This is a genomic window from Oleiagrimonas sp. MCCC 1A03011, from assembly GCF_003267965.1.
Taxonomy (GTDB): Bacteria; Pseudomonadota; Gammaproteobacteria; order Xanthomonadales; family Rhodanobacteraceae; genus Oleiagrimonas; species Oleiagrimonas citrea.
Genome location: NZ_MSPY01000002.1, coordinates 504,103 through 528,422, shown reverse-complemented (window position 1 = coordinate 528,422; position 24,320 = coordinate 504,103). Strand labels below are relative to the sequence as shown.

Annotated in this window: 19 protein-coding genes; 8 read left to right on the top strand and 11 right to left on the bottom strand. The window is 66.3% G+C overall.

Translation table 11 applies throughout. The features are described 5' to 3' along the window. The 8 genes from gspE to xerD form a co-directional block, all read right to left on the bottom strand. Entirely contained in the window at positions 1-1,740 is a 1,740-nt protein-coding gene (gene gspE / locus BTJ49_RS05985) for a type II secretion system ATPase GspE (RefSeq protein WP_113064432.1), read from the bottom strand. Positions 1,741-1,895: 155 nt separating this feature from the next. After that, the gene (gene def, locus BTJ49_RS05980; protein ID WP_113064431.1) at positions 1,896-2,429 is read right to left on the bottom strand and encodes a peptide deformylase; all 534 of its coding nucleotides are present in this window, start codon (positions 2,427-2,429) and stop codon (positions 1,896-1,898) included. Between the two features lie 69 nt (positions 2,430-2,498). Further along, positions 2,499-2,951 (bottom strand): hypothetical protein, encoded by a 453-nt coding sequence (locus tag BTJ49_RS05975; protein ID WP_146742287.1) that lies wholly within the window; start codon positions 2,949-2,951, stop codon positions 2,499-2,501. A 37-nt stretch (positions 2,952-2,988) separates the two neighbouring features. Beyond that, a complete protein-coding gene (locus tag BTJ49_RS05970) occupies positions 2,989-3,801 on the bottom strand; it encodes a DUF4197 domain-containing protein (RefSeq protein ID WP_113064429.1) in 813 nt (270 codons plus the stop codon). A gap of 48 nt (positions 3,802-3,849) precedes the next feature. Continuing rightward, on the bottom strand, positions 3,850-4,731 hold the full coding sequence (locus BTJ49_RS05965; RefSeq protein ID WP_193568398.1) for a glycosyltransferase family 2 protein: 882 nt from the start codon (positions 4,729-4,731) through the stop codon (positions 3,850-3,852). A 235-nt stretch (positions 4,732-4,966) separates the two neighbouring features. Further along, positions 4,967-8,833, bottom strand: coding sequence for a phosphoribosylformylglycinamidine synthase (gene purL, locus BTJ49_RS05960; protein WP_113064587.1), 3,867 nt, complete (start codon positions 8,831-8,833; stop codon positions 4,967-4,969). Between the two features lie 97 nt (positions 8,834-8,930). Continuing rightward, positions 8,931-9,725, bottom strand: a complete 795-nt coding sequence (locus BTJ49_RS05955; RefSeq protein WP_113064427.1) for a DsbC family protein — start codon at positions 9,723-9,725, stop codon at positions 8,931-8,933. Positions 9,726-9,946: 221 nt separating this feature from the next. After that, a complete protein-coding gene (gene xerD / locus BTJ49_RS05950; RefSeq protein WP_113064586.1) occupies positions 9,947-10,858 on the bottom strand; it encodes a site-specific tyrosine recombinase XerD in 912 nt (303 codons plus the stop codon). 41 nt (positions 10,859-10,899) lie between these two features. Here xerD and BTJ49_RS05945 point away from each other — a divergent pair, with 41 nt between their 5' ends. After that, entirely contained in the window at positions 10,900-11,397 is a 498-nt protein-coding gene (locus BTJ49_RS05945; RefSeq protein ID WP_168184680.1) for an RDD family protein, read from the top strand. A gap of 89 nt (positions 11,398-11,486) precedes the next feature. Here BTJ49_RS05945 and lptG read toward each other — a convergent pair whose 3' ends face one another. After that, entirely contained in the window at positions 11,487-12,587 is a 1,101-nt protein-coding gene (gene lptG, locus BTJ49_RS05940) for an LPS export ABC transporter permease LptG (RefSeq protein WP_113064585.1), read from the bottom strand. Between the two features lie 2 nt (positions 12,588-12,589). Further along, positions 12,590-13,816: an LPS export ABC transporter permease LptF gene (lptF, locus tag BTJ49_RS05935; RefSeq protein ID WP_343125518.1), complete on the bottom strand. Its 1,227-nt coding sequence runs from the start codon at positions 13,814-13,816 to the stop codon at positions 12,590-12,592. 72 nt (positions 13,817-13,888) lie between these two features. On the opposite strand from lptF, the gene BTJ49_RS05930 reads away from it, so the two are divergent. Together BTJ49_RS05930 and BTJ49_RS05925 are read left to right on the top strand one after the other, a co-directional pair. Next, positions 13,889-15,370 carry a leucyl aminopeptidase gene (locus BTJ49_RS05930; RefSeq protein WP_113064425.1) on the top strand — a complete coding sequence of 494 codons (1,482 nt, stop codon included), beginning with the start codon at positions 13,889-13,891 and terminating at the stop codon, positions 15,368-15,370. A gap of 111 nt (positions 15,371-15,481) precedes the next feature. Then, complete coding sequence (locus BTJ49_RS05925; protein WP_113064424.1) at positions 15,482-15,904, top strand: DNA polymerase III subunit chi; 423 nt, start codon at positions 15,482-15,484, stop codon at positions 15,902-15,904. Between the two features lie 45 nt (positions 15,905-15,949). Here the strand turns inward: BTJ49_RS05925 and BTJ49_RS05920 are convergent, their stop codons facing one another. After that, positions 15,950-19,492 (bottom strand): hybrid sensor histidine kinase/response regulator, encoded by a 3,543-nt coding sequence (locus tag BTJ49_RS05920; RefSeq protein ID WP_146742286.1) that lies wholly within the window; start codon positions 19,490-19,492, stop codon positions 15,950-15,952. A 142-nt stretch (positions 19,493-19,634) separates the two neighbouring features. Here BTJ49_RS05920 and BTJ49_RS05915 point away from each other — a divergent pair, with 142 nt between their 5' ends. From BTJ49_RS05915 to BTJ49_RS05895, 5 genes are all read left to right on the top strand, one after another. Continuing rightward, complete coding sequence (locus BTJ49_RS05915; protein WP_113064422.1) at positions 19,635-21,110, top strand: GTPase; 1,476 nt, start codon at positions 19,635-19,637, stop codon at positions 21,108-21,110. 62 nt (positions 21,111-21,172) lie between these two features. Then, entirely contained in the window at positions 21,173-21,802 is a 630-nt protein-coding gene (locus BTJ49_RS05910) for a YceI family protein (RefSeq protein ID WP_113064421.1), read from the top strand. Next, positions 21,786-22,376, top strand: a complete 591-nt coding sequence (locus BTJ49_RS05905) for a cytochrome b (RefSeq protein WP_113064420.1) — start codon at positions 21,786-21,788, stop codon at positions 22,374-22,376. The genes BTJ49_RS05910 and BTJ49_RS05905 overlap by 17 nt, the downstream gene beginning before the upstream one ends. Further along, positions 22,373-22,921, top strand: a complete 549-nt coding sequence (locus BTJ49_RS05900) for a YceI family protein (RefSeq protein WP_113064419.1) — start codon at positions 22,373-22,375, stop codon at positions 22,919-22,921. Before BTJ49_RS05905 ends, BTJ49_RS05900 begins: the two co-directional genes overlap by 4 nt. Then, positions 22,918-24,288 carry a GTP-binding protein gene (locus BTJ49_RS05895; RefSeq protein WP_240601745.1) on the top strand — a complete coding sequence of 457 codons (1,371 nt, stop codon included), beginning with the start codon at positions 22,918-22,920 and terminating at the stop codon, positions 24,286-24,288. Before BTJ49_RS05900 ends, BTJ49_RS05895 begins: the two co-directional genes overlap by 4 nt. Positions 24,289-24,320 lie beyond the last annotated feature (32 nt).

The following is a 24,320-nucleotide window of genomic DNA, read 5'->3' as shown; positions in this document are numbered from 1 at the left end:
TCAGCCTTCCTGCGTCACGCGCAGGACCTCCTCGATGGTGGTCGCGCCGGTCACGGCCTTGGCCAGACCGTCCTCGTACATGGTGCGCATGCCTTCCTCGCGCGCGGCGCGCTCGATGTCGGCGTCGGAGGCGTGCTGCATGACCAGACGGCGCAGCGGATCGCTCATGGTCAGGAACTCGACGATGGCCTGACGGCCGCGATAGCCGGTCGGATTGGACTCGCTGGTACCCGGCTTCCACAGGCGGATCGGTCGCTCGTCGGTGAACCGCTCCAGCTCGAACTGCTTGACCACTTCCGGCAGCGCTTCGTAGGGCTCGGCCAGCTCCGTGTCCAGATGACGCACCAGACGCTGCGCCAGGATGCCGTTGATGGTCGAGGTCAGCAGGTAATCCTCCACGCCCATGTCGAGCAGGCGGGTGATGCCGCCGGCGGCCGAATTGGTGTGCAGCGTGGACAGCACCAGATGGCCGGTCAACGCGGACTGGATGGCGATGCGGCAGGTTTCCAGATCGCGCATCTCGCCAATCATGATGACGTCCGGATCCTGACGCACAATGGAGCGCAGCGCGCCGGCGAAGTCCAACCCGATCGATGGCTTCACCTGGATCTGGTTGATGCCCTCGAGCTGGTATTCGACCGGGTCCTCGACGGTGATGATTTTCACGTCCGGCGTGTTGATCTGCGACAGCGCCGTGTACAGCGTCGTGGTCTTGCCCGAACCGGTCGGGCCGGTGACCAGCAGGATGCCGTGCGGGCGCTCCAGCACGTCGGTGAAACGGCGCGTGAAATCGTCGGTGAAGCCGAGTTTGGCGAAGTCGAACACGACCGCCTCGCGGTCGAGAATACGCATCACCACCGACTCGCCGAAGCTGGTCGGCACGGTGGACACACGCAAGTCCAGTTCCTTGCCCTGCACGCGCAGCATGATGCGGCCGTCCTGCGGCAGGCGGCGCTCGGCGATGTTCAGCCGCGCCATGATCTTCACGCGGCTGATCACCGCGGCGGTGGAGCTGGCCGGCGGCGCTTCGACCTCGTGCAGCACGCCGTCGATGCGGTAGCGCACCTTCAGGCGGCTCTCGAATGGTTCGATGTGGATGTCCGACGCACGCTGCTCGACGGCGCGCTGGATAACCAGATTGACCAGACGGATGACCGGCGCTTCGGAGGCCAGGTCGCGCAAATGCTCGACATCTTCTTCGTCCGAGGCGACGCCTTCCATGTTCTCGACGATGGTGCCCATGGCCGAGCGGCCCTGGCCGTAGTAGCGCTCGATCAGGTCATCGACCTCGCTGCGCAGGCCCACGCGCAGGGCGATCTCGCGACCTGTCGCCAGCGCCACGGCCTGCGCCGGATACGGGTCGCCGGGATCGGCCACCATCAGGCCGAGGACGCCTTCGCCCTCGGCCGCGACCGGCACCACGTGATGCTGCCGCAGGAAGCGCACCGACACGTCCACGTCAGCCGGTGGCATTTCCGGCGCATCGGCGGCCGCCAGCATCGGCACGCCCAGCAGTTCGGCCCAGGCTTCGGCCAGATTGCGCTCGGACACCAGCCCGAGGCGGGCCAGCAAGGCGGTCAGCGTGCCTTCCGGCGCCTCCTCGTGCAGACGGCGCGCCCGGCCCAGATCAGCCTCCTTCAGGGAGCCGCGCTCGACCAGCAACGCGCACACGCGCGCCTGATGGGTGTTGCTGTCGGAGCGGGTTCCCGCATCCGTTGATGGCAGTGCAGCTGCCGACATTCCTACATCCTCCCCGAAGCCGCCTTCACGACGGCAAGGCATCCTGCTTGCGAAAACCGCAGCAGGCATAGGTATCACATGGCGGCGAACAGCGCGAGGCTGTCCCCCTCGCCGCCTTGCAGGCTGTGGCCGATTCCGCAGCTTTCGCGGGCTATTCAGGCTTCCAGCGCGGGATCCAGGTCCGGAAACAGCACGTCGATGAAGCCGAACTTGCTGAAATCGGTGATCCGCGAGGGATACAGCCGGCCGATCAGATGATCGCACTCATGCTGCACCACGCGCGCGTGAAAGTCCTCAGCCTCGCGCTCGATCGGCATGCCCGCCAAATCGAACCCGGTATAGGCGACGCGCTTGTAGCGATCCACCGCCCCGCGCAGTCCCGGCACCGAAAGGCAACCTTCCCAGCCTTCTTCCATTTCCTCAGACAACGGCGTGAGCACGGGGTTCAGCAGCACCGTGCGCGGCACCGCCGCCACCTCCGGATAGCGTGCACTGTGCTCGAAACCGAAGATCACCACCTGCAGGTTCACGCCGATCTGCGGCGCTGCCAGGCCCACCCCACCGGCATGCTGCATGGTGTCGAACATGTCGGCCACCAATTCGTGCAGCTCCGCCGTATCGAACACCTCGACCGGCTCGGCGATGCGCAGCAGGCGCGGATCGCCCATCTTGAGGATTTCGCGAATCACGACATCTCTCCAATCGTCAATACAGCCAGCAGGTCGCTTGTGTAGATTGCAGTACCCGTACAGCCAATATCATCTCCGCCGGATTTCGTACCCTACGCCTTCCTTTAGAACACTCTGTGATTCGGGCACACGCCCTCGGATCACCACATCCTCCAAGGATACATTCCACAGCCTGGCGTAATCGGTATGGACCGGCTCTCCGCTTGGCAGCGCCATATGCTCGATGACATCCGTCAAGCTGACATTCCGGTCTGCCTCGTGTATGCGCTCAAGAAAGAAGAGCATGGCCCGGAAAGCAACGCTTCCCTCAGTCTTGATCCTGCCGGAATTTGTCTCCGCATCCCGACTCGTGACGAAGGCTTCCCAATCCCCGGACAAGGCAGGACCCATACATTTCCCATCGTTCAAGAGCCACATACTGCCGAGCAAACCACCGACTTCTTGCCACCCCCAATCTCTGTGCAGGCTCGACAAGAATCCAAGCACGAGTTCGTACTTCGGCTTATCGCGTAGCAATTCCATATCGGACATCCTGGTCGCAGTCTTTGCTTTCCTGCTATCAGCGCCCAAACACCTTCTTGAGCAAATCGGTCGTCCGCGCCGCAGGATTGTCGCGAATGGACTTCTCCTCGCTGCCGATCGTCTTGAAAAGACCGTTGAGGGCCTCGTCGGTCACGTAACGGTCCAGATCCATGTCCTTCGATTGCCCGGACCTGCCCAGCAGGGACAGCGCCGACCCGAGCGTGCCGCCGCTCGAACCGGCCATCAGCGCCTTGTAGCGTTTGGTGACACCCACGCTGTCGGTGGCCTTGGCGACGATGGGTCGAATGCGCTCGACCAGCTTGGGGCCGGCGACGCGGCGGAAGTAGTCCGTGGCGGCATGATCGCCGCCGCCGAGAATGCCGCGGGCGTCCTTGAGGGTCATCTGGCGAATGGCGTCGCCGAACAGGTCGGCGACTTGCGGCACGGCCTTCTCCGCAGCGCGATTCATGCTCAGCTGGAAGGCGTCGACCTTGTCGCCCTGACCCAGCTGACGCGCAATCTTGGCGACCTCCTGCAACTTGCCCGGAAGAGGAATCCGCACACCGGGGTTGCCCCAGAAGCCATCCTTGCGGCCAAGCGTGTGGATCGCACGGGTGGTTCCCTTGGCCAGCGCTTCCTTGAGACCGCCGACGACTTCGCTCTGCGACAGGTCGGACGTCGAAGTCGTAGCGGCCTTGCCCTTGATCTGGTTGAGCAGGTCTTTCCAGCTTTGCGGTGCAGGTGCAGGTGCGGGCGCAGGCGAAGAAGGCGATGCAGCCACCGACACCAAGGGCCATGCACAGATCGCGAACGCGATCGACAACGAAAGAATCAATCGAGTGGAATTCATGACGGCGCCCTCCGGAAACAGAACCGAAGTGTACGCCTCTGACGCGACTCAGCCAGATGATCGGCGCGAAGCGATGAGCCTCGGCACGCCGAGCAGGAAATGCGCCCACAAGCCGCTCCACACGAACAGCGCCGTGAACGGGTTGCGCGCTGCCGGGTCAAATTTTCGGAACCAGCGCCACATCCCGGCGTGCTTGTGCCGACTGACGAATACCGGGCGGTGACGACTGGAACTTCCGCCTGCGTGCACCACCCGCACCTGGCCGGCCAGCAGGACCTCGTACCCCGCATCCCGCACTCTACGGCACAGATCCAGGTCCTCGCAGTGCAGGAAATAACCGGTATCGAAACCCTCGACACGCTCGAAAACGCGGCGTTTGAGCAGCATCAGCGCCCCTGAAACGGCTTCTTCCTCGGTGACGCCTTCCGGCATCGCACCGTACACGTAGACGCCCTCGCGTGCATGCTCGCCATCGCCGCGATCGCGGCCGCGCATGGTCGCCAGCGCCCGGTGCAGCAGCGGATCGCGGCGGCGGGAAGCCGGATCGATCTCGCCCTCTTCATCACAGATGACTGCCCCGACGAGCCCGCCCTGCAAATGCGAATCCAGCGCTTCGCGAAGACGGCTCACGGTATCGGCTTCGAGCAGACAGTCGGGATTGAGGATCAAAAGATGATCGCCCTCGGCCTGCCTAGCGCCGTGGTTCACGGCCGCACCGAAGCCGAGGTTGGCGCGGTTGTACACGACGCGCAGGCGATGGTCCTCGCTGCGCGCGCGGGCAATGGCTTCGGGTTCGCCATCGCTGGAACCGTTGTCGACCAGGATGACTTCGACGGGGACGTCGCTGTCCAGCGCCCGCGCGACACATGCCCGTGTCGTGGGGCCGCTGTCGGCGGTGACGATGATGATGCTGGTCAGTCCTTTCTGCATGGCGCTTTGCATCCTGTCCCGGCCAAGCCGCGTGTCATCAATTCATGGATTGCCTGCGGCGACATGAATGCTACCGCCTGCATGCCCGCAGAGCCAATCCGGACGCACCGCAAGCACCGCAAGCACCGCGAATCCGCCGCATTTGCCGTGCCGAATGCACGGACAGCCAGACGCAGCACCGTTCTGCAGAGACCGACATACTGGACCGGCAATAGTGACGTCAGTTCCCCGGCACTCAGTCGACCCAGACGCGAGCGTTCCGGAACATGCGCATCCACGGCGAATCCTCGCCCCATTCCGGCGGCCGCCAGGACATCTGCACGCTGCGGAACACGCGCTCAGGATGCGGCATCATGATGAGCACGCGACCGTCGGCAGCCGTGAAGCCAGTCAAGCCGCCCGGCGAACCGTTCGGATTGAGCGGATAGCGCTCTGTCGGCGCGCCGCGATCATCGACATAACGCAGACAGCCATGGCTCTTCGACGGGCTGCACGAAAGCGGGAAGTCGGCGCGCCCCTCGCCGTGCGCAACCACCACGGGAATGCGGGAGCCGGCCATGCCCTGCAGGAAAATACTGTCGGAGTTCAGCACTTCCACGGTGGCCAGACGCGCTTCGTACTGTTCGGACGTGTTGCGCAGGAACTCCGGCCAGTGCTTGGCGCCCGGAATGATGTCCTTGAGGTGCGAGAACATCTGGCAGCCATTGCATACGCCCAGGGCGAAGCGCGAACCGTCGGCGAGGAAGCGCTCGAACTGCGGTCGCAGATGGTCGTTGTACAGAATCGTCGTGGCCCAACCGCGTCCCGCGCCCAGCACGTCACCGTAGGAGAAGCCTCCGCATGCAGCCAGTCCGTTGAAGGCGTCAAGGAAACGGCGACTCGCGAGCAGATCGGACATGTGCACGTCGACGGTCTCGAAGCCGGCGCGGTCGAAGGCCGCCGCCATCTCGACCTGACCATTGACCCCCTGCTCGCGCAGGATCGCCACGCGCGGACGCTTGCCGGTGGCGATCATCGGCGCGGCCACATCCTCGGCCGGATCGAAACTCACCGACGGACGGATGCCGCGATCGCTGTCGTCGATGCGCCATTCCCGTTCGGCGTCCGCGCAATCCGGGTTGTCGCGCAGGCGCTGCATGGCGTAGCTGGTTTCGGTCCAGGCGTTGAACTGTTCCTGCCAGTTCCACTTGGCGAACACGTCGGTACCCATGAACAGCTTGATGCCGAGCTTCTGGCGTGGCTCGCCGATGCAGTGGCCGAGTTCGCTCAGGCCGTGCTTGTCCAGCAGTGCCTCGAACGCCTCGCGCTGCGCGCGCGGCACCTGCAGCACGGCGCCCAGCTCCTCGTTGAACAGGGCACGCAGCGTGGCATCGGCCCAGCCTTCCAGCTGGATTTCCAGACCGCAGTGCCCGGCGAAGGCCATTTCCAGCAGGGTGACGATCACGCCACCGTCGGAACGGTCGTGGTAGGCCAGCACCAGATCCGCGGCGTTGGCTTCCTGCACCAGGTCGAACAGCGCCTTCAGGCGCTTCGGATCGTCCAGATCGGGCGGCACGCCACCGCCGCGGTTGAACGCCTGGGTCAGCGCCGACGCGCCGAGACGGTCGCGGCCGCCGCCGAGGTCGATCAGCCACAGATCCGTGTCGCCCTGATCCATCCGCAGCTGCGGCGTCAGCGACTTGCGCACGTCCTCGACATGGGCGAAACCGGTGACCACCAGCGAAACCGGCGCCACGGTGCGCTGCTCGCCGGCCTCCGGATCGTCCCACACGGTCTGCATGGACATCGAATCCTTGCCGACGGGAATGGACAGGCCCAGCTGCGGGCACAGCTCCATGGCAACCGCTTCCACGGCGTCGAACAGCGCGGCATCCTCGCCGGCATGGTTGACCGCCGCCATCCAGTTGGCGGACAGACGGATCTTGCTCAGATCACCGATGGGCGCGGCCGCCAGATTGGTGATGGCCTCGCCGACCGCGATGCGCGCGGCGTCGGCGCTGGACAGCAGCGCCACCGGCGCGCGTTCGGCCATCGCCATCGCCTCGCCGGCATAGCCGTCGAAATCGAGCAGGGTCACGGCGCAGTCGGCCACCGGCACCTGCCACGGACCAACCATCGGATCACGTGCGCACAGGCCGCCGACGCTGCGGTCGCCGATAGTAATGAGGAACGACTTGCTGCCGACCACCGGCATGCGCAGCACGCGGCTCAGCGCCTCGCCCAGCTCGATGCCGGACAGGTCCGGCACCAGGTCCACGCGCGGCTTGCAGCGGGTGGCATCACGGTGCATGCGCGGCGGCTTGCCGAACAGCATGTCCATGGACAGATCGATCACACGGATGTCGCGCTTGCGATCATGCACGCGGAGATGTTCCTCGGCAGTGGCCTCGCCGACCACGGCCAGCGGGCAGCGCTCGCGCAGGCAGATCGCCTCCAGCATCTCCAGATCGTCCGGTCGCACCGCCAGCACATAGCGTTCCTGCGACTCGTTGCACCACACCTGCATCGGCGTCAACGACGGGTCGTCGCAGGGAATCTTCGACAGATCGATGTCGCCACCCAGGTCGGCGTCATGCAGGATCTCGGGAATGGCGTTGGACAGGCCGCCCGCACCGACATCGTGAATGCTGACAATCGGATTGTGTTCACCGCGCGCCCAGCACTGGTCGATGACTTCCTGGCAGCGGCGCTCCATTTCCGGGTTGTCGCGCTGCACCGAGGCGAAGTCGAGTTCGTCGCTGGAGCTGCCGCCGGCCATCGACGAAGCGGCGCCGCCACCCAGACCGATCAGCATCGCCGGCCCGCCCAGCACGACGACCTTGTCACCCGGTTTCACCTGGCCCTTGGCCACATGCTGGCGACGGATGTTGGCCAGACCGCCGGCGATCATGATCGGCTTGTCGTAGCCACGGCGCACGCCGGGCTTGCCGTTCTCGGTCTCGAAGGTGCGGAAGTAGCCACCCAGGCACGGACGACCGAATTCGTTGTTGTACGCGGCCGCACCCAGCGGGCCATCGCGCATGATCTCGAACGCGGTGGCGAATCGCGCCGGCAACGGCCGCTCGTTCTCCCACGGCCGCGGCAGACCGGGAATGCGCAGATGCGACACGGAGAAGCCGGTCAGGCCAGCCTTGGGCTTGCCGCCACGGCCGGTCGCGCCCTCGTCGCGGATCTCGCCACCGGCACCGGTACCCGCGCCGGGCCATGGCGCAATCGCGGTCGGGTGGTTGTGCGTCTCCACCTTGATGGCGAAGTCGATGTCCTCTTCGGTCATGCGCCAGACGCCGTCCTCGGGATCGGCGAAGAAGCGCTTGCCCACGCCGCCGCTGATGACTGCGGCATTGTCCGAATACGCGGACAGCGTGTGCGCCGGCGACTTCTCGTGCGTGTTGCGGATCATGCCGAACAGCGTGACCGTCTGCGGATCGCCGTCGACACTCCAGGTGGCGTTGAAGACCTTGTGCCGGCAGTGCTCGGAGTTGGCCTGCGCGAACATCATCAGCTCGGCGTCGCTGGGATCGCGATCCATCTCGGCGTAGCGAGCGGCCAGATAGTCGATCTCGTCGTCGGCCAGCGCCAGGCCCAACTCGCGGTTGGCGGCGATCAGCGCATCATGCGCCGCCTCGCCCAACTCGACGCGAGCCAGCGGGCCGGCTTGGCCGTGCAGGAACAGGCCTTCGGCCTCGTCCCGATCCGACAGCACCGATTGCGTCATCGGATCGTGCAGTTGCGCGAGCATCGCGCGCTCGTCGTCGCTGCCCGCCTCGGGCCGATGATCGATCAGATAAGCCACTCCGCGCTCGACGCGGACCACGTCCAGCCCGGCCTCACGCACAATGTCGGTGGCCTTGCTCGACCACGGCGAAATGGTGCCCAGGCGGGGCGTCACCCAGAGCGAGGCATCGGCCGGATCGTCCTCCTTCGCCGCCAGCACGCCGCGCAAATGCGCCAGCGCTTCTTCGTCGAGCGCCGGTCCGGTCTCGACAAAGTAGACGAACCAGGCTGATCGAACACGCAACCCGTGCTGGATGGCGCCGAGTCGGGCGTTGATCTGGTCGAGGCGAAACGGGGAAAGGGCACTGTGCCCGTCGAGAGCAATCATGTGCTTGCTGCGCAAAGGAAAACGGCCATTCTACCGGAGTCCCGTCGCGGCCAACACCACCCTGCGACAAACGGCACGATTGAATCGTGCCGCAAGCTCAGCGCTGCGCGGCGGCCTTCGGGTCCGTGCCGGCCGGCGTCTGCTGGATACGCACCATGCGCACCGCCTGCAGGAGCTGCCTCGGGTTCAGATAACCGCCGATCACCGAACCGTCCTCGGCGATGATCGTGGGCGTGCCGTCCACACCGATGCGCTGACCCAGGTGGTACTCGCGCGCCACCGGATTGGGGCACGTCGCCGACTTGATGGACTCGCCGGCCTTGGCCTCGGTGAAGGCTTTCTTGCGGTCCTTGGCGCACCAGACCGAGACGGCCTTGGCGTAGGACGGCGTATCGCGGCCACTGGGCACGGCCTTCAGGCCCGAACGCGGCCAGAACAGATACTGCACCGCAATGCCTTCGGCGTTGTAGGCCGCCATGTGCTGGTGGAACACACGGCAGTAGCCGCAATCGAGATCGGTGAACACGGTCACCGTGTACTTCGGGTGCGGCGGCGCGTAGATCACGCGATCACTGGCCGGCACCGTCGCCAGCGCCTGCCGGCGAATCACCTTCATGTTCGCTTCAGTGAGATTGCGCGACTGGTCCGCATCGAACAGCTGACCGGCCATCACGTACTTGCCGTCGGTACTGACGTAGACGATCTTGCCGTGCACCAGGGCCTGATAGAAGCCGGGCATCGGCGCCGGCCCGACTTGGGTCGGTTTCGCATCCGGCGCCAGACGGGCCAGCGCGTGCGCCACCACCTTGGTCGCAGGACCGGATGCGGGCGCCGCGGCGATGGCAGCGAAAGACGACAGGAAAAACGCGACAACCAGAATTTTGCGGACCATGAAGCTTCTCACTCGACAAGCCGCGCGCAAACGTCGACAGGATGCATACGCGCCGGAAAGGAACTGCATTGTCGCACGCCGCTGAAGCGTTTCAACGAACCCTGCAGCACAAAGCAGAGCCACTGCCCGCCCCCTAGCACCCACCAAGCTGTTCTGGTGCCCCCCCCCCCGCCATCGTGGCGGGACCACGCGACGCGGGCCACGCCGGCCGTCACGCGGCATCACCCGCGCGGATGATGCTGGGCATGCAGCCGCTTGAGTCCCTCGCGCGCGACCAGCGTGTAGATCTGTGTGGTGCTGAGCGCGCTGTGCCCCAACAGCATCTGCAGGGCGCGCAGGTCCGCGCCGTGATTGAGCAGGTGCGTGGCGAAGGAATGCCGCAGCACGTGCGGGGAAATACGCTTGGCGGCGATGCCGACCTGCATCGCGTAGCGCTTGACCAGCGTCCAGAACATCTGCCGGCTCATCGCCGCGGCGCGGTTGGACAGGAACAGCGCCACCGGCTGTCGTCCGCGCGCCAGTTCGGGGCGCGCTTCGTTCAAGTAGTGCTCGATCCAGTCGAGCGCGGTCTCGCCGACCGGAATCAGACGCTCCTTGTCGCCCTTGCCGGTGACGCGCAGCACGCCCTGGCGCATATTGAGGCCCGCAATCGGCACGTTGACCAACTCCGACACGCGCAGACCGGAGGCGTACATCAGCTCCAGCATGGCACGGTCGCGCAAGCCCAGCGGCGTGGTCACGTCCGGCGCGGTGAGCAGCGCCTCGACCTCGCGCTCGGCCAGCGCCTTGGGCAGACTTCGCGGTAGCTTGGGGCGCTGCAGCATCAGCGTCGGGTCCTCGAAACCGGGGCGATGCCGCGCCACATGCGCGTAGTAGCGGCGAAACGTGGTCTGTCGCCGCGCCATGCTGCGTGCGGACACGCGCTGCGCGCCGAGATACCCGGAAATATCGGCACGCCCCGCTGTGTCCAGATGGGTGCCATGCCCATTCAGCCAGCGCGCCAGTCCTTCCAGATCGCGTCGATAGGCATCCAGCGTGCGCGCGGCCAGGCCGTCCTCCGACCACAGTCGTTCGATGAAAACATCGATGCTGTCGCGGTCCACATCGGCGATACTGTCGGTCTTGTCCGTCATGACCGCGATGCTGGATGCAAGCACGCACCCGGCGCAAGCCTATGAATGAAACGACCCGCTCCTCCGAGCTGCCCGCGCCGTTCTGGCGGCGCCTGCTAGCCCTGGTCTACGAACTGCTGGCGGTGCTGGCGATCCTGTTCGTGACCGACATGGTCTGCCTGCTGATCACCCGCGGCCAGCTCGATCCGCACGCCGCGTGGTACCGCGCTGCACTGCTGCTGGCGCCGGCGGCGTACTTCCTGATCTCGTGGACGCGCGGCGGACAGAGCCTGGGCATGCGCCCCTGGCGCCTCTATCTGCGTACCGACGCCGGCACGGCACCCGACCTGCGCCGCTCAATCCTGCGCTTCGCGATACTCGCCACGCCGCTGCTGCTGCTGTCCATCGCACCGTTCGCCGGTCCGGTGGCTGCAATGATCGCGCCGTTCGCCGCCTGGGCGCTGTTCCTGCTTCCGGCCCTGTTCGACCGCCGGCATCGCGCGCTGCACGACATGCTCGCCGGCACCTGGATCGTGTATCGGCCTGCCCCGAAGAACTGAACCTTTCCGCGCCGCGCGGAAACCGCGACCTTTCAGGATTCGATCGAATCGTTCCGCGTTACGGACGGGCCCCACCGTTTTCGGGGACGCTAGCCGTGCCGGCGGAAGTACAGCGTCGCCACAATCACCAGCACCATGGCCGGCAGCAAATTCGCCAGCATTGGCGACAGACCGTAGACCGTGCCGAAGTTGGTCATCGACTGCTGCAGGAAGTACCAGGCGATGGCCAGCAGCACGCCGATGAACAGGCGCTTGCCGAGACCGCCCGAGCGCAGCGCACCGAAGGCGAACGGCATCGCGCACAGCACCAGCACCAGCACGTTCAGCGGATACAGCGCGTGCGACCAGAACGACACCGCGTAGGCGCCCGGATTCTGGCCGTTGGCGCGCAGGTACTGCATGTTGGCGTAGAGATCGCGCATCGACAGATACTGCGGATGCACGATGGACTGCTCCAGCACGCGCGCGTCCAGATGCGTCTTCCACGGCACCGAGGCAACCTCGTGACTGTGCACGCCATCGGCGTCCAGCGTGCTGATGCGCAGATCCTTCAGGGTCCAGTCGCGACCGTTGTTCTCGGCGCTCTTGGCGCGGCGGAATTTCACCAGTTGGCCGCTGTCGTCGAAGCTGAACACGCGCACGTCGACCAGCTGCACGCGCTGGTGCCCGTCTACGCGCACCGCCTGCGCGCGCTTGGCGTTGACCACGTCGTCGCCGTCGCGCGCCCACAGGCCGCTGCGCGTAGTCAGGCCGATGTTGTCCGAATGCAGTGCCAGCTGGATGGCCTGCGCGCGCTGATCGCCGGCCGGAGCCAGAGTCTCGCCGATCAGCATCACCGCCACCGTCAGCACGGCGACCACCGCTGTCACCGAGACGGCGATGCGCAGCTTGGACATGCCTGCCGCGCGCAGCGCCGTCAGTTCGCCGCTGCCGGCCAAACCGCCCAGTCCGAGCAGACCGCCGATCAGCGCCGCGTTGCCAAAATGTTCGTACATGCGCCGCGGGATGGTGTCGGCGATGTAGATCGCGGCCTTGCTGAGGGTGTAGCCGTGATCGCCGACATGGCCGAGCTGCCGGAGGAACTGGCCTAGTGTGTCGAAGCCGACCAGAATGAGCCAGACGATGGCGAGCGTGCTCAGCACGCTGGTCGCGATCAGGCGGTCGACCTGCTTCACGCGCGGCATCGGCAGCCTCATGCCTCGGCTCCCTTCACGCGCCACGCGCTGAACTGACGGCGGAACATCCACAGCGCACCCAGCGTCACCAGGATGTGCAGCACCCACATCGGCGCGCTGTTGCTCACCGTGCCGCGATCAATGAGCGCGCGCCCCAGCGACAGCAGCAGGAAATAGAGGAAGTACGCCAGCACGGCCAGCAGCAGACGGCCGTAGCGCGCCTCGCGCGGCGATTGCCGCGCCAGCGGCAGGGCCAGCAGCAAGAGCACCAGCGCGGTGGCCGGCGCCGCCGTGCGCCAGGCCAGCTCGGCGCGCGCATCGACATTGTTCGAGTCGATCAGGTCCAGCGTGCTCACACTGCTCAGCGGATCGCTGTCGTCGTCACTCTGCGGCCGCACCTCGGACAGCGCCACGTCGTTGCGCCGATAACGCATGCGCTGCCAGTTCTCGCGACCGAGCGGCACCTGGAACTGCCAGCCGTCCATCAGCGCGAGGTAGCGCCCGTGGGTTTCGCTGCCCTGGTACAGCTCGCCGCGCTTGGCGGTGATCAGCTTGACCCGCGCCGGATGCGTGTCCGTCGCGGCTTCATCGCTGGCCAGGAAAACCTGATCCAGCTTGGTGCCTTTGCGGTTCATGCCGGCCACGAAGATCACGCCGCCCTTGCCCGGCAGTTCCGTGAAGCGACCGGCGTCGAGACCGGCGGCGATCACCGAACGATTGGCCTCGGCCACCAGCTGGTCGGCCGTGCGCGCCGAGAGTGGCCCCAGCCACAGCGATACCACCGCGATCAGCACCGTCGCCGGAATGCCGAGCATCAGCGCCGGCCGCATCAGGCCGCCCGGCCCCATGCCGGCGGCAGCCAACACGTGCATTTCACTGTCACGCCACATGCGCCCCAGCGCCACCAGCACGCCGAGAAACAAGGACAGCGGCAGCAGACCCGGCAGCGCGTTGACGATGCGCAGACCCAGCACTTGGAACATCACGCTGGCCGGAAAGCTGCCGTTGGCCACCTGCTGCAACACGCGCGCAAAGGTACCGCCGGTGAAGATCACCAGTAGCACGATGGTGGTGGCGAGCACGCTCAGAACGAGTTCGCGCAGGAAATAACGGTCGAGGATGCGCAGCATGCGATAATGGCGAGTGAAATGTTCGCGTCGCGACGGACGCGTGCGGTCGAAGGCGAAGTGTAGCCGGTCCGGCACATTGTCGGCAGGCCGGTCATCGATGCGGCCATGCCGCATTCAGCCGGATACCGCACCGCATCCCCGAATTGTCGCGGACCTCCGGTTCCAAATCGTACAGAAGGACATCCCATGACCCTGCAACTGAGCCTGGCCACCGGCGCTCCCGAATCCATCGACACGCCTTGCATCATCGTCGGCGTGTATACCACCGGCGTGCTGTCGGAAGCGGCCGAATCCATCGATGCCGCGTCCAAGGGTGCGATCAAGCGTCGCATCGACGGCGGTGACATCACCGGCAAGGTCGGCACCGTTCACAGCCTCTACGACCTCGACGGCGTGAAGGCCGAGCGCGTCATGGTGGTCGGCCTCGGCGTGAAGGCGGAATTCAACGCCAGCCGCTTCCAGCAGGCCTGCCTGGCGGCCGGCAAGGCCGTCTCCGGGCTCTCCGTCGATCGCGCCGCCAGCTGGCTGAGCGCGCTCGACGTGCCGGGCAAGGACGCCGCCTGGCGCGTGCGCACCGCGGCGCTGGCCTTCGATCATGCCGCCTACCGCTACACGGCCACTTTCGAGGCCGGCGCCGAATCCAAGGACACCAAGCTGAAGTCGCTGGCGCTGGCCGGCGAAGGCCAGGACGCCGCGCTGGCGCAGGCCGAGGGCATGGCCGAGGGCGTGCGCTTCGCCCGTCATCTGGGCAACATGCCACCGAACATCTGCGTGCCGGCATGGCTCGCTGAGCAGGCCACCGAGTTCGCCAACGCCCACGACGGCGTCGACGTCGAAGTGCTCGAGCGCGAGCAGATGGAAGAGCTGGGCATGCACTCGCTGCTAGCCGTGGCGCGCGGTTCGGCCAATGCGCCGCGCCTGATCGTGCTGAAGTGGAACGGCGGCAAGGACGGCGACAAGCCCTACGCTTTCGTCGGCAAGGGCGTCACCTTCGACGCCGGCGGCCTGAACATCAAGCCGACCGGCTCGATGGAAGAGATGAAGTTCGACATGTGCGGCGCTGCCGGCGTGCTCGGCGGCTTCGTCGCCGCGGTGAAGATGAAGCTGCCGGTGAACCTGGTCTGCGTGGTGCCCTCGGTCGAGAACATGACCGACGGCAACTCGTACCGCCCCAGCGACGTGCTGAACACCATGTCCGGCAAGACCGTCGAGGTGCTCAACACCGACGCCGAGGGCCGCCTGATCCTGTGCGACGCGCTGACCTATACGCAGCGTTTCGAGCCGCAGGTCATCATCGATGCCGCCACGCTGACCGGCGCCTGCGTGATCGCCCTGGGCAGCCACGCCACCGGCCTGATGAGCAAGCATGACGACCTGGCCGACGAACTGCTCGCCGCCGGCGAGAACACACTGGATCGCGCCTGGCGCCTGCCGCTGTGGGACGACTACCAGAAGATGCTGGAATCGGCCTTCGCCGACTTCGCCAACATCGGCGGCCGACCGGCCGGAGCGATCACGGCGGGCTGCTTCCTGTCGCGCTTCACGGAAGGCCAGCGCTGGGCGCATCTGGACATCGCCGGCACCGCCTGGGAATCGGGCCGCAAGGGACTGGCCAGCGGCCGCCCGGTGTCCCTGCTGGCGCAGTGGCTGATCGACCGCTGCCAGTAAGACCGAACGCAGACCGGGCGGCCATGCGCCCGGTCCGCATCACGGCGCCGCCGGTCGTGCGGCGCCGCTGTTATCCTCGACCGCTGTCCTCACCGCCACTCGCCGACCATCATGCCGCGCGCCGACTTTTACCTGATCGACAAGCCGCAATTCCGCGAGAATCCGCTGCTGCTGGTGTGCAAGCTCGCCCAGCACGCCTATTCGGCGCAGCAGCCGGCGCTGATCCTGACTCGCGACTTCCCCCAAGCCGAGGCGCTGGACGGCGCACTGTGGGAATTCGACGAGGATGCCTTCATCCCGCATCAGCTGGCCGGTGACGAGGACGATGCCAACACCGCCGTGCTGATCGTGCCGCCGGGCGAGGAGACGGCCGACCGTCCGCTGGTCATCAATCTGCGCGACACCGTGCCGCCGGGCCGCTACGAACGCGTGCTGGAAGTGGTGGCCGCCGACCCGGACGCGCGCACCGGATCACGTGAACGCTGGCGCGAATATCAGCGACTGGGCTTCGAGCTGCGCAAGCACGACATGTAGCACGGCCCGTCTGCGACTGGCACGGGCCGACGATCGGCGCCAGCCTCAGTCGAGCAAGGCCGCGAGCGCCGCCTGCAGCTGAGCGCCGCTGACCGGTTTGCGCAGGAAACCGTCCATGCCGGCAGCCCGCGCCCGCTCTTCCTCATCGCCACCCGAACGCGCCGTGATGGCGATGATCGGCAAGCGCGTGTCGGTCTCGCGATCGCGCAGCATCCGCGCCACGCCGAAACCGTCCAGCCCGGGAAGATCCAGATCCAGCAGCAGTGCGTCGAAGCGGCCGTTCTCGAGCTCGGCCAAGCCGGCCAGGCCGTCCGGCGCGCGGCGCACCCGGTGTCCGGAGGCCTCCAGCAACCCCTGGATCACGCCCGCAACGGTCGCGTCATCCTCGATCAGCAGCAGATTCCAGCTCTCCCCGGCTGTGGTCTCGTCCGCGGCCGCCACCGGCTCGGCCTCGACCACGGGCAGCGGCAGCCATACGCGGAACGTGCTGCCACGCGCGCTGGATTCCACCAGTTCGCAGCGTCCGTCCATCAGCTGCGTCAATTCCCGGCAGATCGCCAGCCCGAGCCCGCTCCCGGAACTGCGCTGCGGACTGTCGGCCTGCTCGAAACGCTGGAACAGGCGCTTGCGATCCTTGTCGGAAATGCCGGGACCTGTATCGGAAACCGTGATGGCCAGACCGTTGTCCACCCAGTCCATCGCCAGCTCGACCCCGCCACTCGCGGTGAACTTCAGGGCGTTGTTGACGAGATTCAGCAGGATCTGCTTGATGCGCAAGGCGTCGCCCCGCACCTGCACGGGCACGTTCTCGCCCATGCGCGAGGCCAGCGTCAGCCCCTTGTCGCCGGCCACCGCGCGCTCCAGCTGCAGCACATCGCCGAGCACATCGCGCGGGTCGAACGCCGCGACATCCAGCTCCAACCGCCCGGCCTCGATGCGCGCCATGTCGAGCGCCTCGTTGACCAGCCGCAACAGCAATGTGCCCGAGCGCTGGATGGCCTCGGCGTATTCGCGCTGACGCGTTTGCAGCGGGGAACGCAGTAACAACTCGGCCATGCCCAGCACACCGGTCATCGGTGTACGAATCTCGTGTCCCAGCGTGGCCAGGAAACTGGTCTTCGCGGCGCTGGCCTGCTCGGCCATGGCACGTTCGCGCTCGGCCAACTGCATGCGATGACGCTGCTCGATGCGCCGTCGCACAAGATGCAGCACGGCATAGAACAGCAGGACAACGAGCATCGCGTAGATCGTCCACGCCCACCATGTCAGCCACGGCGGACGGTCGACCTGGATCGACAAGGGCGGCAACCCCGCCCAGACATCTCCAGGGCCGGAAGCCTGGATGCGCAACGTGTAATCCCCATGCGACAGTCCGGTGAAATCGCGCTCGCCGCGATTTCCCGTATCGACCCATCCGGAATCCAGTCCCTGCAGATGGAAACGGTAATGGTTGCGCGACGGATCGAGATACGACAGCGCCTGCACCGCGACATGCAGCTCGCGGTCGTTCCAGCGCAGATGCAGGGCGTGACCGTCGACGGGCATGGCGTGCAGATGCCCGTCACGCTTGACCGTGATTCGCGTCAGCATGAGACGCGGAGCATGCGCTTTGTTGTGCATGTCCCGCGGATTCCAGCCGACCACGCCGCGGATCGTGCCCGCGAACAGACTTCCATCGGGCATATGCAGCAGACGCCGTGCAATGAATTCCGGATCCGGGAGTCCGTCCTCGACGCCATAGGAATGAAAGGTTCTTGATACCGGCGAATAACTCCACAGTCCGGTACGGCTGATCATCCATATGCGCCCGCCGGCACCGCGCGCCATGTCCACGACGCTGATCTCCGGCCAGCCCTCGGCCAGACCGATCACATCATCGCGTATCGCATCGCCATCCGACTCCAGCCGATAGTGCTCGAGCGCGTCCTGACGCACGACCCAGAGACCCTTGGCCCCGAATGCGAAGCTGAAGATGCGTCCCGGCCCCACACCCGGAACATCGACGAACTCATCGCCTCGAGCGTTCAGTCGAGCCAGTCCCCCCATGCTCGAACGCCAGACCCGGCCCGCGTGATAGGCCAGTTTGGTCACGTCACGGTCGGCCGTGGTGCCATCGCGTGTCCCGATCGCGCGGACCTTCAGCGTGGTCCGGTCCACGCGCACCACACCGCCGGATGTCATGCTCACGAACGCGTTGCCGCCGGCATCGACCACGATGCGATTGACGCCGTCGCGCATGCGGCTCGGATTCACCGCATGCATGCGCCCCCCCCGGTACAGGGACAGCCCATTGGTATGACCGACCCACAGCGCGTCATGCCCGGCATCGGCCAGTCCCGTCACGCCCTCGTGGCCCAGGTCGGTGCGGAAGTGCTTCACCTTGCCCGTGGCCAGGTCGATGCTATCCAACACCCCATCCTGGCCGCCGACGAACAGCCTGCCTTGCCAGTGCCCCAGTGAAATCACCCGGTTGGTTGCAATGCTGTCTGCGCTTCCCGGTCGATGACGGAATACGGAAAACTGTCGCCAGTTCGGCCCCAGATAGGCCACGCCATTGTCACGCGTGGCAGCCCAGAGCCCTCCCTCCTGATCCACCATGATCTTCAACACAAGCGCGCCGGGCGCCGTATCGGGCGCATCCTGATGCAAGGGAAAACGACGATGACGCCCGTTCGCGCCAACCCAGACCATGCCGTCCGACATGCCCAGCCAGAGACTGCCGTCCTCGCTGGCCGTCATGCTGAAGATCGGATGCTGTTGCGTGACGCCCACGTACGCGGGCCGTGCCTCCTCGTCCCCGCCCAGCACGAACAGCCCCTTGCTGGTGGACAGATAACACTGCTTACCGAGCCTGTCGACGCTCCACACACGCGGAGCCTGTTTCAGCCCGATGAATGAAATGTGCTCGATATGCCCGTTCGGCTGCACACGATCCAGGCCACGCAAACTACCGACCAGCACGGAGCCATCCTCGGCCACGTGAAGAGAGAGCACGATGTCCGAGGACAGACTCTGCGGATCTCCGCTCCGATGACGGAAATGTTCGATGTGCCCATCCGGGCGCAGACGATCCAGCCCCTTGGTGTAGACGCTGACCCAGATCGAACCGTCCTTGCCCTCGGCCAGGGCGCCGACATCGTCGCCAGCCAGGCTGTCCGGATCGCCGTCCTTGTGCCGCCAGGTTCGAAAGTCACCGGTCGCGGGGCGATAGAGATTCAGGCCGGTGCCCTCGCCGCCCACCCACAGTCGCTGCCGATGATCGACCAGCAACGCGGAAACATCGTTGGCTGGCAACGAATGTGCCTGGCGGGGATCGTGCCGGAAAACCCGGAAGTGAGCGCTGTCGAAACGCACCAGTCCGTTGTTCGTCCCCATCCAGATCACGCCTCGCGCGTCCTGGGCCATGGTGTAGACGAAACTGCTGGGCAGGCCATCGGCCACACCGTAGTAGCGGAACTGGGGCGTCGGAATCGGGCGTATCCGCGCGGTCTTCGCCGCGTCTGTGGACGGTGGCAGCGAGGCATGCGCGAACGGCGTCATGAGCGACGCGGACATCAGCATGGCGCAGAACAGCACGGCTCGAATCACCAAAATCCCCCTCCTTGTGAATCCCCGTGTCCCAGATGGGACCACCTCGCGATGATAACGGGTGAGACGGCATCACCGCATCGCGGCGCGCGCTCGACCATCCGCACTTGCGCCAGCGAGGGCAAACACCAACCATGTCTCCATGAACCGCCGTTTTCGCCTTCTGCTCGCGGCCTTGGCCAGTGCCACCCTGTTGTGGCTGCTGCTGGCTGCGGCCGAACGTGCGTTGCTGCTGGCACAGCGCTTCCTCGCTCTGCCTGCGTGGTTGCAATGGACACTGGGCGTGGTTCTGGCGCTGTTCGCCATCGCCGCGACGATGATCGCCTGGAATCTGCTGCGTCCCCGACGGCGGCCGCGGCGATCCCGCACCGTCGAAGCGCCGACGCGCGAACATCTCGACGCACGACTGGATCGCCTCGAAACCGATGGCGCCGGAACCGAATCCCTGCGCGCCGAACTGCGCGACCTGGATGCACGCGGCGCCAGCGGACGTTTCTACGTGGCGGTGTTCGGCGAAATCTCCACCGGAAAATCCAGCTTGATCGCTGCGCTCGCGCCGAATGCGGCGCTTGCCACCGATGTGCGTGGCGGTACCACACGCCGTGTGCATCACGTCGACGCCGTGCTCACCGATGGTTCGCGCATCACGCTGGCTGACGTGCCCGGCACCCGCGAGACCAGCGGCGAACTCCGCGAGAAGATGGCTCGCGACGAGGCGCTGCGCGCACATGTGGTGATCTACCTGACCGACGGCGACCTCAACCGGAGCCAGGGCGAGGAACTGGCCTGGCTGGCGGATTTCGGCAAACCGCTGGTGCTGGCCCTGAACAAGACCGACCGGCTCTCGCGCGAGGAGCGCGAACAGGTGCTGGACTCGCTGCGTCGACGCGCGCCACAGGCTGCCGCGGTGGTCGCCATCCGCACCGGCGGTAGCGAACGCTTCGAACGGCGACTGGTCGACGGCGGCAGTGAAATCGTCGAACGTCGCGCACCGGTCGACGTCGCCCCGCTCATACAGACCCTCGAACACCTTCTGCACCGTTCCGCGCAACAACTGGAACCGGCACGCGAGCGCGCCGTGCTGGCGCGCATGGATCGCGACGTCCACGAAGCAGAAGCCGCACTCCGTAGTAAGCAAGCCGAAGCCGCCGTGCATCGCTACGCGCGCCGCGCGGTGATCGGCGCGATGGCCGCTGTCGCGCCGGGCAGCGACCTGATCATCCAGGGCGCGCTGGCGACGGGACTGGTCCGCGAACTGTGTCGCATCCACGACGTGGCCGTCAGCGACGTGCAGATCGAGACCTTCCTCAAGCGCACGCGCATGACCGTGCGCACCAGCGCCTCACTGGTGCTGGCCATCGCCGGCAACGCGCTAAAAGCGTTCCCCGGCCTCGGCACGCTGGGCGGCGGCGTGCTGCACGCCTTCGCCTATGCATTGATTTTCGACAGCCTCGGCAAGGCGCTCTCGGCCACTCTGGCCGAACGTCACGCACTGGATGCCGAGGCCGCCGATGAACGACTCAAGCAATGGCTGGGCGAAACCGGCAACACGCGCCTGAAACGCCTGGCGAAGCTGACCGTCGACGCCGCACGCAGCGACGAGGACGCCACGGAATGAACGAACTGTTCGCGTAACGCGTACTGGAAGCCCCCGCAACGATCCGCCACACTGACCGAACCATGTCGATCCGTCTCCGCCTCGCCAGTGTGCTGCTGCTTGCGCTGATTTCCGCCGGCGCACAGGCCGCATCGCATCTGTACCGGTTCGACCCGGTGCATTCGCAGATCTTCTTCAGCGTCAGCCACAACGGCTATTCGCACGCCATCGGTCGCCTGCACATCGCCCGCGGCTGGCTGCGCTTCGATCCCGACGACTGGTCCTCGGCAAAGACCGAGCTGGACATCGACGTCGGCAGCGCCGACATGGGCGACGCCGCATGGAGCCAGACCCTGCGCGAAGCCAGCCTGCTCGACGCAAAGGCACATCCGACCGCCCACTTCGTCAGCACCTCCGTGCGCAAGACCGGTGCGGACACCGGCCTGCTCGATGGCCGACTCACCCTGCGCGGCGTGACCCGCCCCGTGCAGATCCAGTTCCGCCTCAACCGCATTGGCGCGACCATCTTCGAAATGAAGACCGTGGCGGGGTTTTCCGGCAGCGCGCAACTGGACCGCACCGATTTCGGCATCACCCGCAACCCCGGCTCGATCGGCCGCCTGGTTACTGTGCGGCTGGAGATCGAAGCGCAACGCGACACCGACGCACGCCGCCAGTACCGGCAGGAGACGTCCCATGCCACTGCGCAATGAATCCGACCGCTGGGGCGCCGTGCCTCAACTATTCCACTGGCTGATCGTGCTGCTGATCCTGGGCCAGGGCGCGCTCGGCCTGATCATGGTCGAACTGCCCAAGCGACCCAGCGTGTTCGCCGTCTACAACCTGCACAAGTCGATCGGCCTCACGATTCTGGCGCTGGCCGTGCTGCGCCTGCTGTGGCGCGTGTTCGACCGCCGCCCGAAGCCGGTGCCGATGCCGCGCTGGCAGCACCTGGGCGCGGAGATCATGCACTGGGCGCTGTACGTGCTGCTGTTCGCGGTGCCGCTGTCGGGCTGGCTGTTCGACTCGGCCACCGGCCTGCGGCCGCTGTTCTGGTGGGGCGTGCTGCGCATGCCGAGCCTGACCGGCGGCGCCGCTCCACAACTCCGCCATCTGTTCGAGGAACTGCACGAAGTGCTGTTCTGGGCGCTCATCGCGCTGGCCGCGCTGCATGCCGCCGCCGCCATCAAGCACCATCTCATCGACCGCGACGACACCCTGCGCCGTATGTTGCCCGGATTCGGTGGCAAATCCCGTCGTCGCGCATCACGGAGTTCGTCCCCATGAAACGCCTTCTCCCCCTGTTTTTGCTCGCCGCCCTGCCGCTGGCCGCGCACGCCGCCAACTGGAAGGTCGACACCGCCAAGAGCACGCTCGGATTCTCCGGCAGCTACCAGGGCGATGCCTTCCACGGCGTGTTCAAGCAGTTCGACGCCGCCATCCGCTACGACCCGCAACACCTGGACGCGGCGAAGTTCGATGTCACGGTAAAACTGGCCAGCGTCGACACGCAGAGCGCAGAGCGCGACCAGACCCTGACCGGCAGCGACTTCTTCGACACCGGCGACTACGCGACGGCGCATTTCGTCACCACGGCCTTTCACCGCGCCGCCGACGGAAACGTCACGGCCGACGGCACCCTGGACCTGCACGGCGTGAAGAGGCCGGTCACGCTGAAGGTGATCTTCAAGACCAACGGCGGTGACGCCACGCTGGACGTGGATACCACGCTGAACCGTCTCGACTTCAAGCTGGGCGCCAGCGCGGACTGGGATGCGATCAGCAAGAAGATCCCGGTGCACGCCCATCTGCTGCTGCACACCGGCTCTTGAAGCTGATCGATCGCCTCCGGAGTCTGTGGCATGGCGCGGATCGCGACGATCCGGCGCGTTCGCCCTCTTCCCCGGATGACGTGCAGGCCGATGCGCGCGTCGCCAGCAGCCTGCGAACGCTCCTCGACGATCCCGGAGTACCCGATGCCGTGCGCGCCGAACTCGCGCACGAATTCGAGCGCGTCGAGCACATGCTGGACAAGCTCGAACGCGGAGAACTGCATGTGGCCGTGTTCGGGCGCGTGTCCGCCGGCAAATCCGCACTCGGCAACGCCCTGCTCGGCCACCAGGCCTTCCGCGTCGGCGTGCTGCATGGCACCACCACCCAGGCTGCCCACGCACCGCTGGACGAGGCTTCCGCGCCGGGCCTGGTGCTGATCGACACGCCCGGCATCAACGAACTGGACGGTGAGACACGCGAGCGCCTGGCGTTCGACGTGGCCGAAGTCAGCGATCTGGTGGTCTTCGTCGCCGATGCGGATCTCACCCGGGACGAACTGGATGCACTGACGTTGCTGGCCGGCACGCAACGCCCGCTGCTGCTGGCCCTGAACAAGACCGATCGCTACGGCGACGACGAGCTTCGCGACCTGCTCGAGCACCTGCGCACGAAGACCGCCGGACTGGTGCGCGCCGAGGATGTGATTCCCGTGGCCGCGCTGCCCGCACCGCAGCGCATCGTCGAGACCGACACCGACGGACACGAACACGTCACCGAGGCATCGCGTCCACCACAGGTCGCCGCCTTGCGCGAACGTCTCGTCTCCATCGCCGAGCGCGAGGGCAAAACGCTATCGGCCATCAATGCCGGCCTGTTCGCCGGGCGCCTCAGCGATCAGCTCACCGCGCGCATCGCCGAAACCCGCCGCGCGCTGGCGGCACGCGTGATTCGCCAGTACTGCATCGCCAAGGGCGTGGCGGTGGCGCTGAACCCGATTCCGGTCGCCGATCTGCTTGCCGCCGCAGGCCTGGACGCTGCGATGGTCGTGCAGCTCTCGCGCGTCTACGGCCTGCCGCTCACGCGCCGCGAATCGGGCCGGCTGGTCGCCACCATCTGCGCGCAACTGGCGGCGCTGATGGGCGCGATCTGGGGCGTGCAGCTGGTTTCTTCGGCGCTCAAGGGCCTCAGCGCGGGACTGTCGACCGTGGTCACGGCCGCCGCCCAGGGCGCACTGGCGTGGTATGCCACCGTGCTGATCGGCCGCGCCGCCGAGCAGTATCTGGTCAACGGCAAGAACTGGGGGGAACACGGCGCCAAGCGCGCCGTCGCCGACATCGTCGGCACACTGGATCGCGACTCGATCCTGCGCGAGGCACGCGAGGAAATCCTCAAGCGACTGAAGCAACGCGGGAAAACAAGATCCTGAAGGACACCGCCCATCACGCGACACAGACAAGG

What these genes read in the sequence shown, in the direction of transcription:
- gspE (WP_113064432.1), bottom strand. Translation starts at nt 1,740, where the DNA reads ATGTCGGCAGCTGCACTGCCATCAACGGATGCGGGAACCCGCTCCGAC.
- BTJ49_RS05975 (WP_146742287.1), bottom strand. Translation starts at nt 2,951, where the DNA reads ATGGAATTGCTACGCGATAAGCCGAAGTACGAACTCGTGCTTGGATTC.
- BTJ49_RS05970 (WP_113064429.1), bottom strand. Translation starts at nt 3,801, where the DNA reads ATGAATTCCACTCGATTGATTCTTTCGTTGTCGATCGCGTTCGCGATC.
- BTJ49_RS05965 (WP_193568398.1), bottom strand. Translation starts at nt 4,731, where the DNA reads ATGCAGAAAGGACTGACCAGCATCATCATCGTCACCGCCGACAGCGGC.
- purL (WP_113064587.1), bottom strand. Translation starts at nt 8,833, where the DNA reads ATGATTGCTCTCGACGGGCACAGTGCCCTTTCCCCGTTTCGCCTCGAC.
- BTJ49_RS05955 (WP_113064427.1), bottom strand. Translation starts at nt 9,725, where the DNA reads ATGGTCCGCAAAATTCTGGTTGTCGCGTTTTTCCTGTCGTCTTTCGCT.
- xerD (WP_113064586.1), bottom strand. Translation starts at nt 10,858, where the DNA reads ATGACGGACAAGACCGACAGTATCGCCGATGTGGACCGCGACAGCATC.
- BTJ49_RS05945 (WP_168184680.1), top strand. Translation starts at nt 10,900, where the DNA reads ATGAATGAAACGACCCGCTCCTCCGAGCTGCCCGCGCCGTTCTGGCGG.
- lptF (WP_343125518.1), bottom strand. Translation starts at nt 13,816, where the DNA reads ATGCGGCATGGCCGCATCGATGACCGGCCTGCCGACAATGTGCCGGAC.
- BTJ49_RS05930 (WP_113064425.1), top strand. Translation starts at nt 13,889, where the DNA reads ATGACCCTGCAACTGAGCCTGGCCACCGGCGCTCCCGAATCCATCGAC.
- BTJ49_RS05925 (WP_113064424.1), top strand. Translation starts at nt 15,482, where the DNA reads ATGCCGCGCGCCGACTTTTACCTGATCGACAAGCCGCAATTCCGCGAG.
- BTJ49_RS05915 (WP_113064422.1), top strand. Translation starts at nt 19,635, where the DNA reads ATGAACCGCCGTTTTCGCCTTCTGCTCGCGGCCTTGGCCAGTGCCACC.
- BTJ49_RS05910 (WP_113064421.1), top strand. Translation starts at nt 21,173, where the DNA reads ATGTCGATCCGTCTCCGCCTCGCCAGTGTGCTGCTGCTTGCGCTGATT.
- BTJ49_RS05905 (WP_113064420.1), top strand. Translation starts at nt 21,786, where the DNA reads ATGCCACTGCGCAATGAATCCGACCGCTGGGGCGCCGTGCCTCAACTA.
- BTJ49_RS05900 (WP_113064419.1), top strand. Translation starts at nt 22,373, where the DNA reads ATGAAACGCCTTCTCCCCCTGTTTTTGCTCGCCGCCCTGCCGCTGGCC.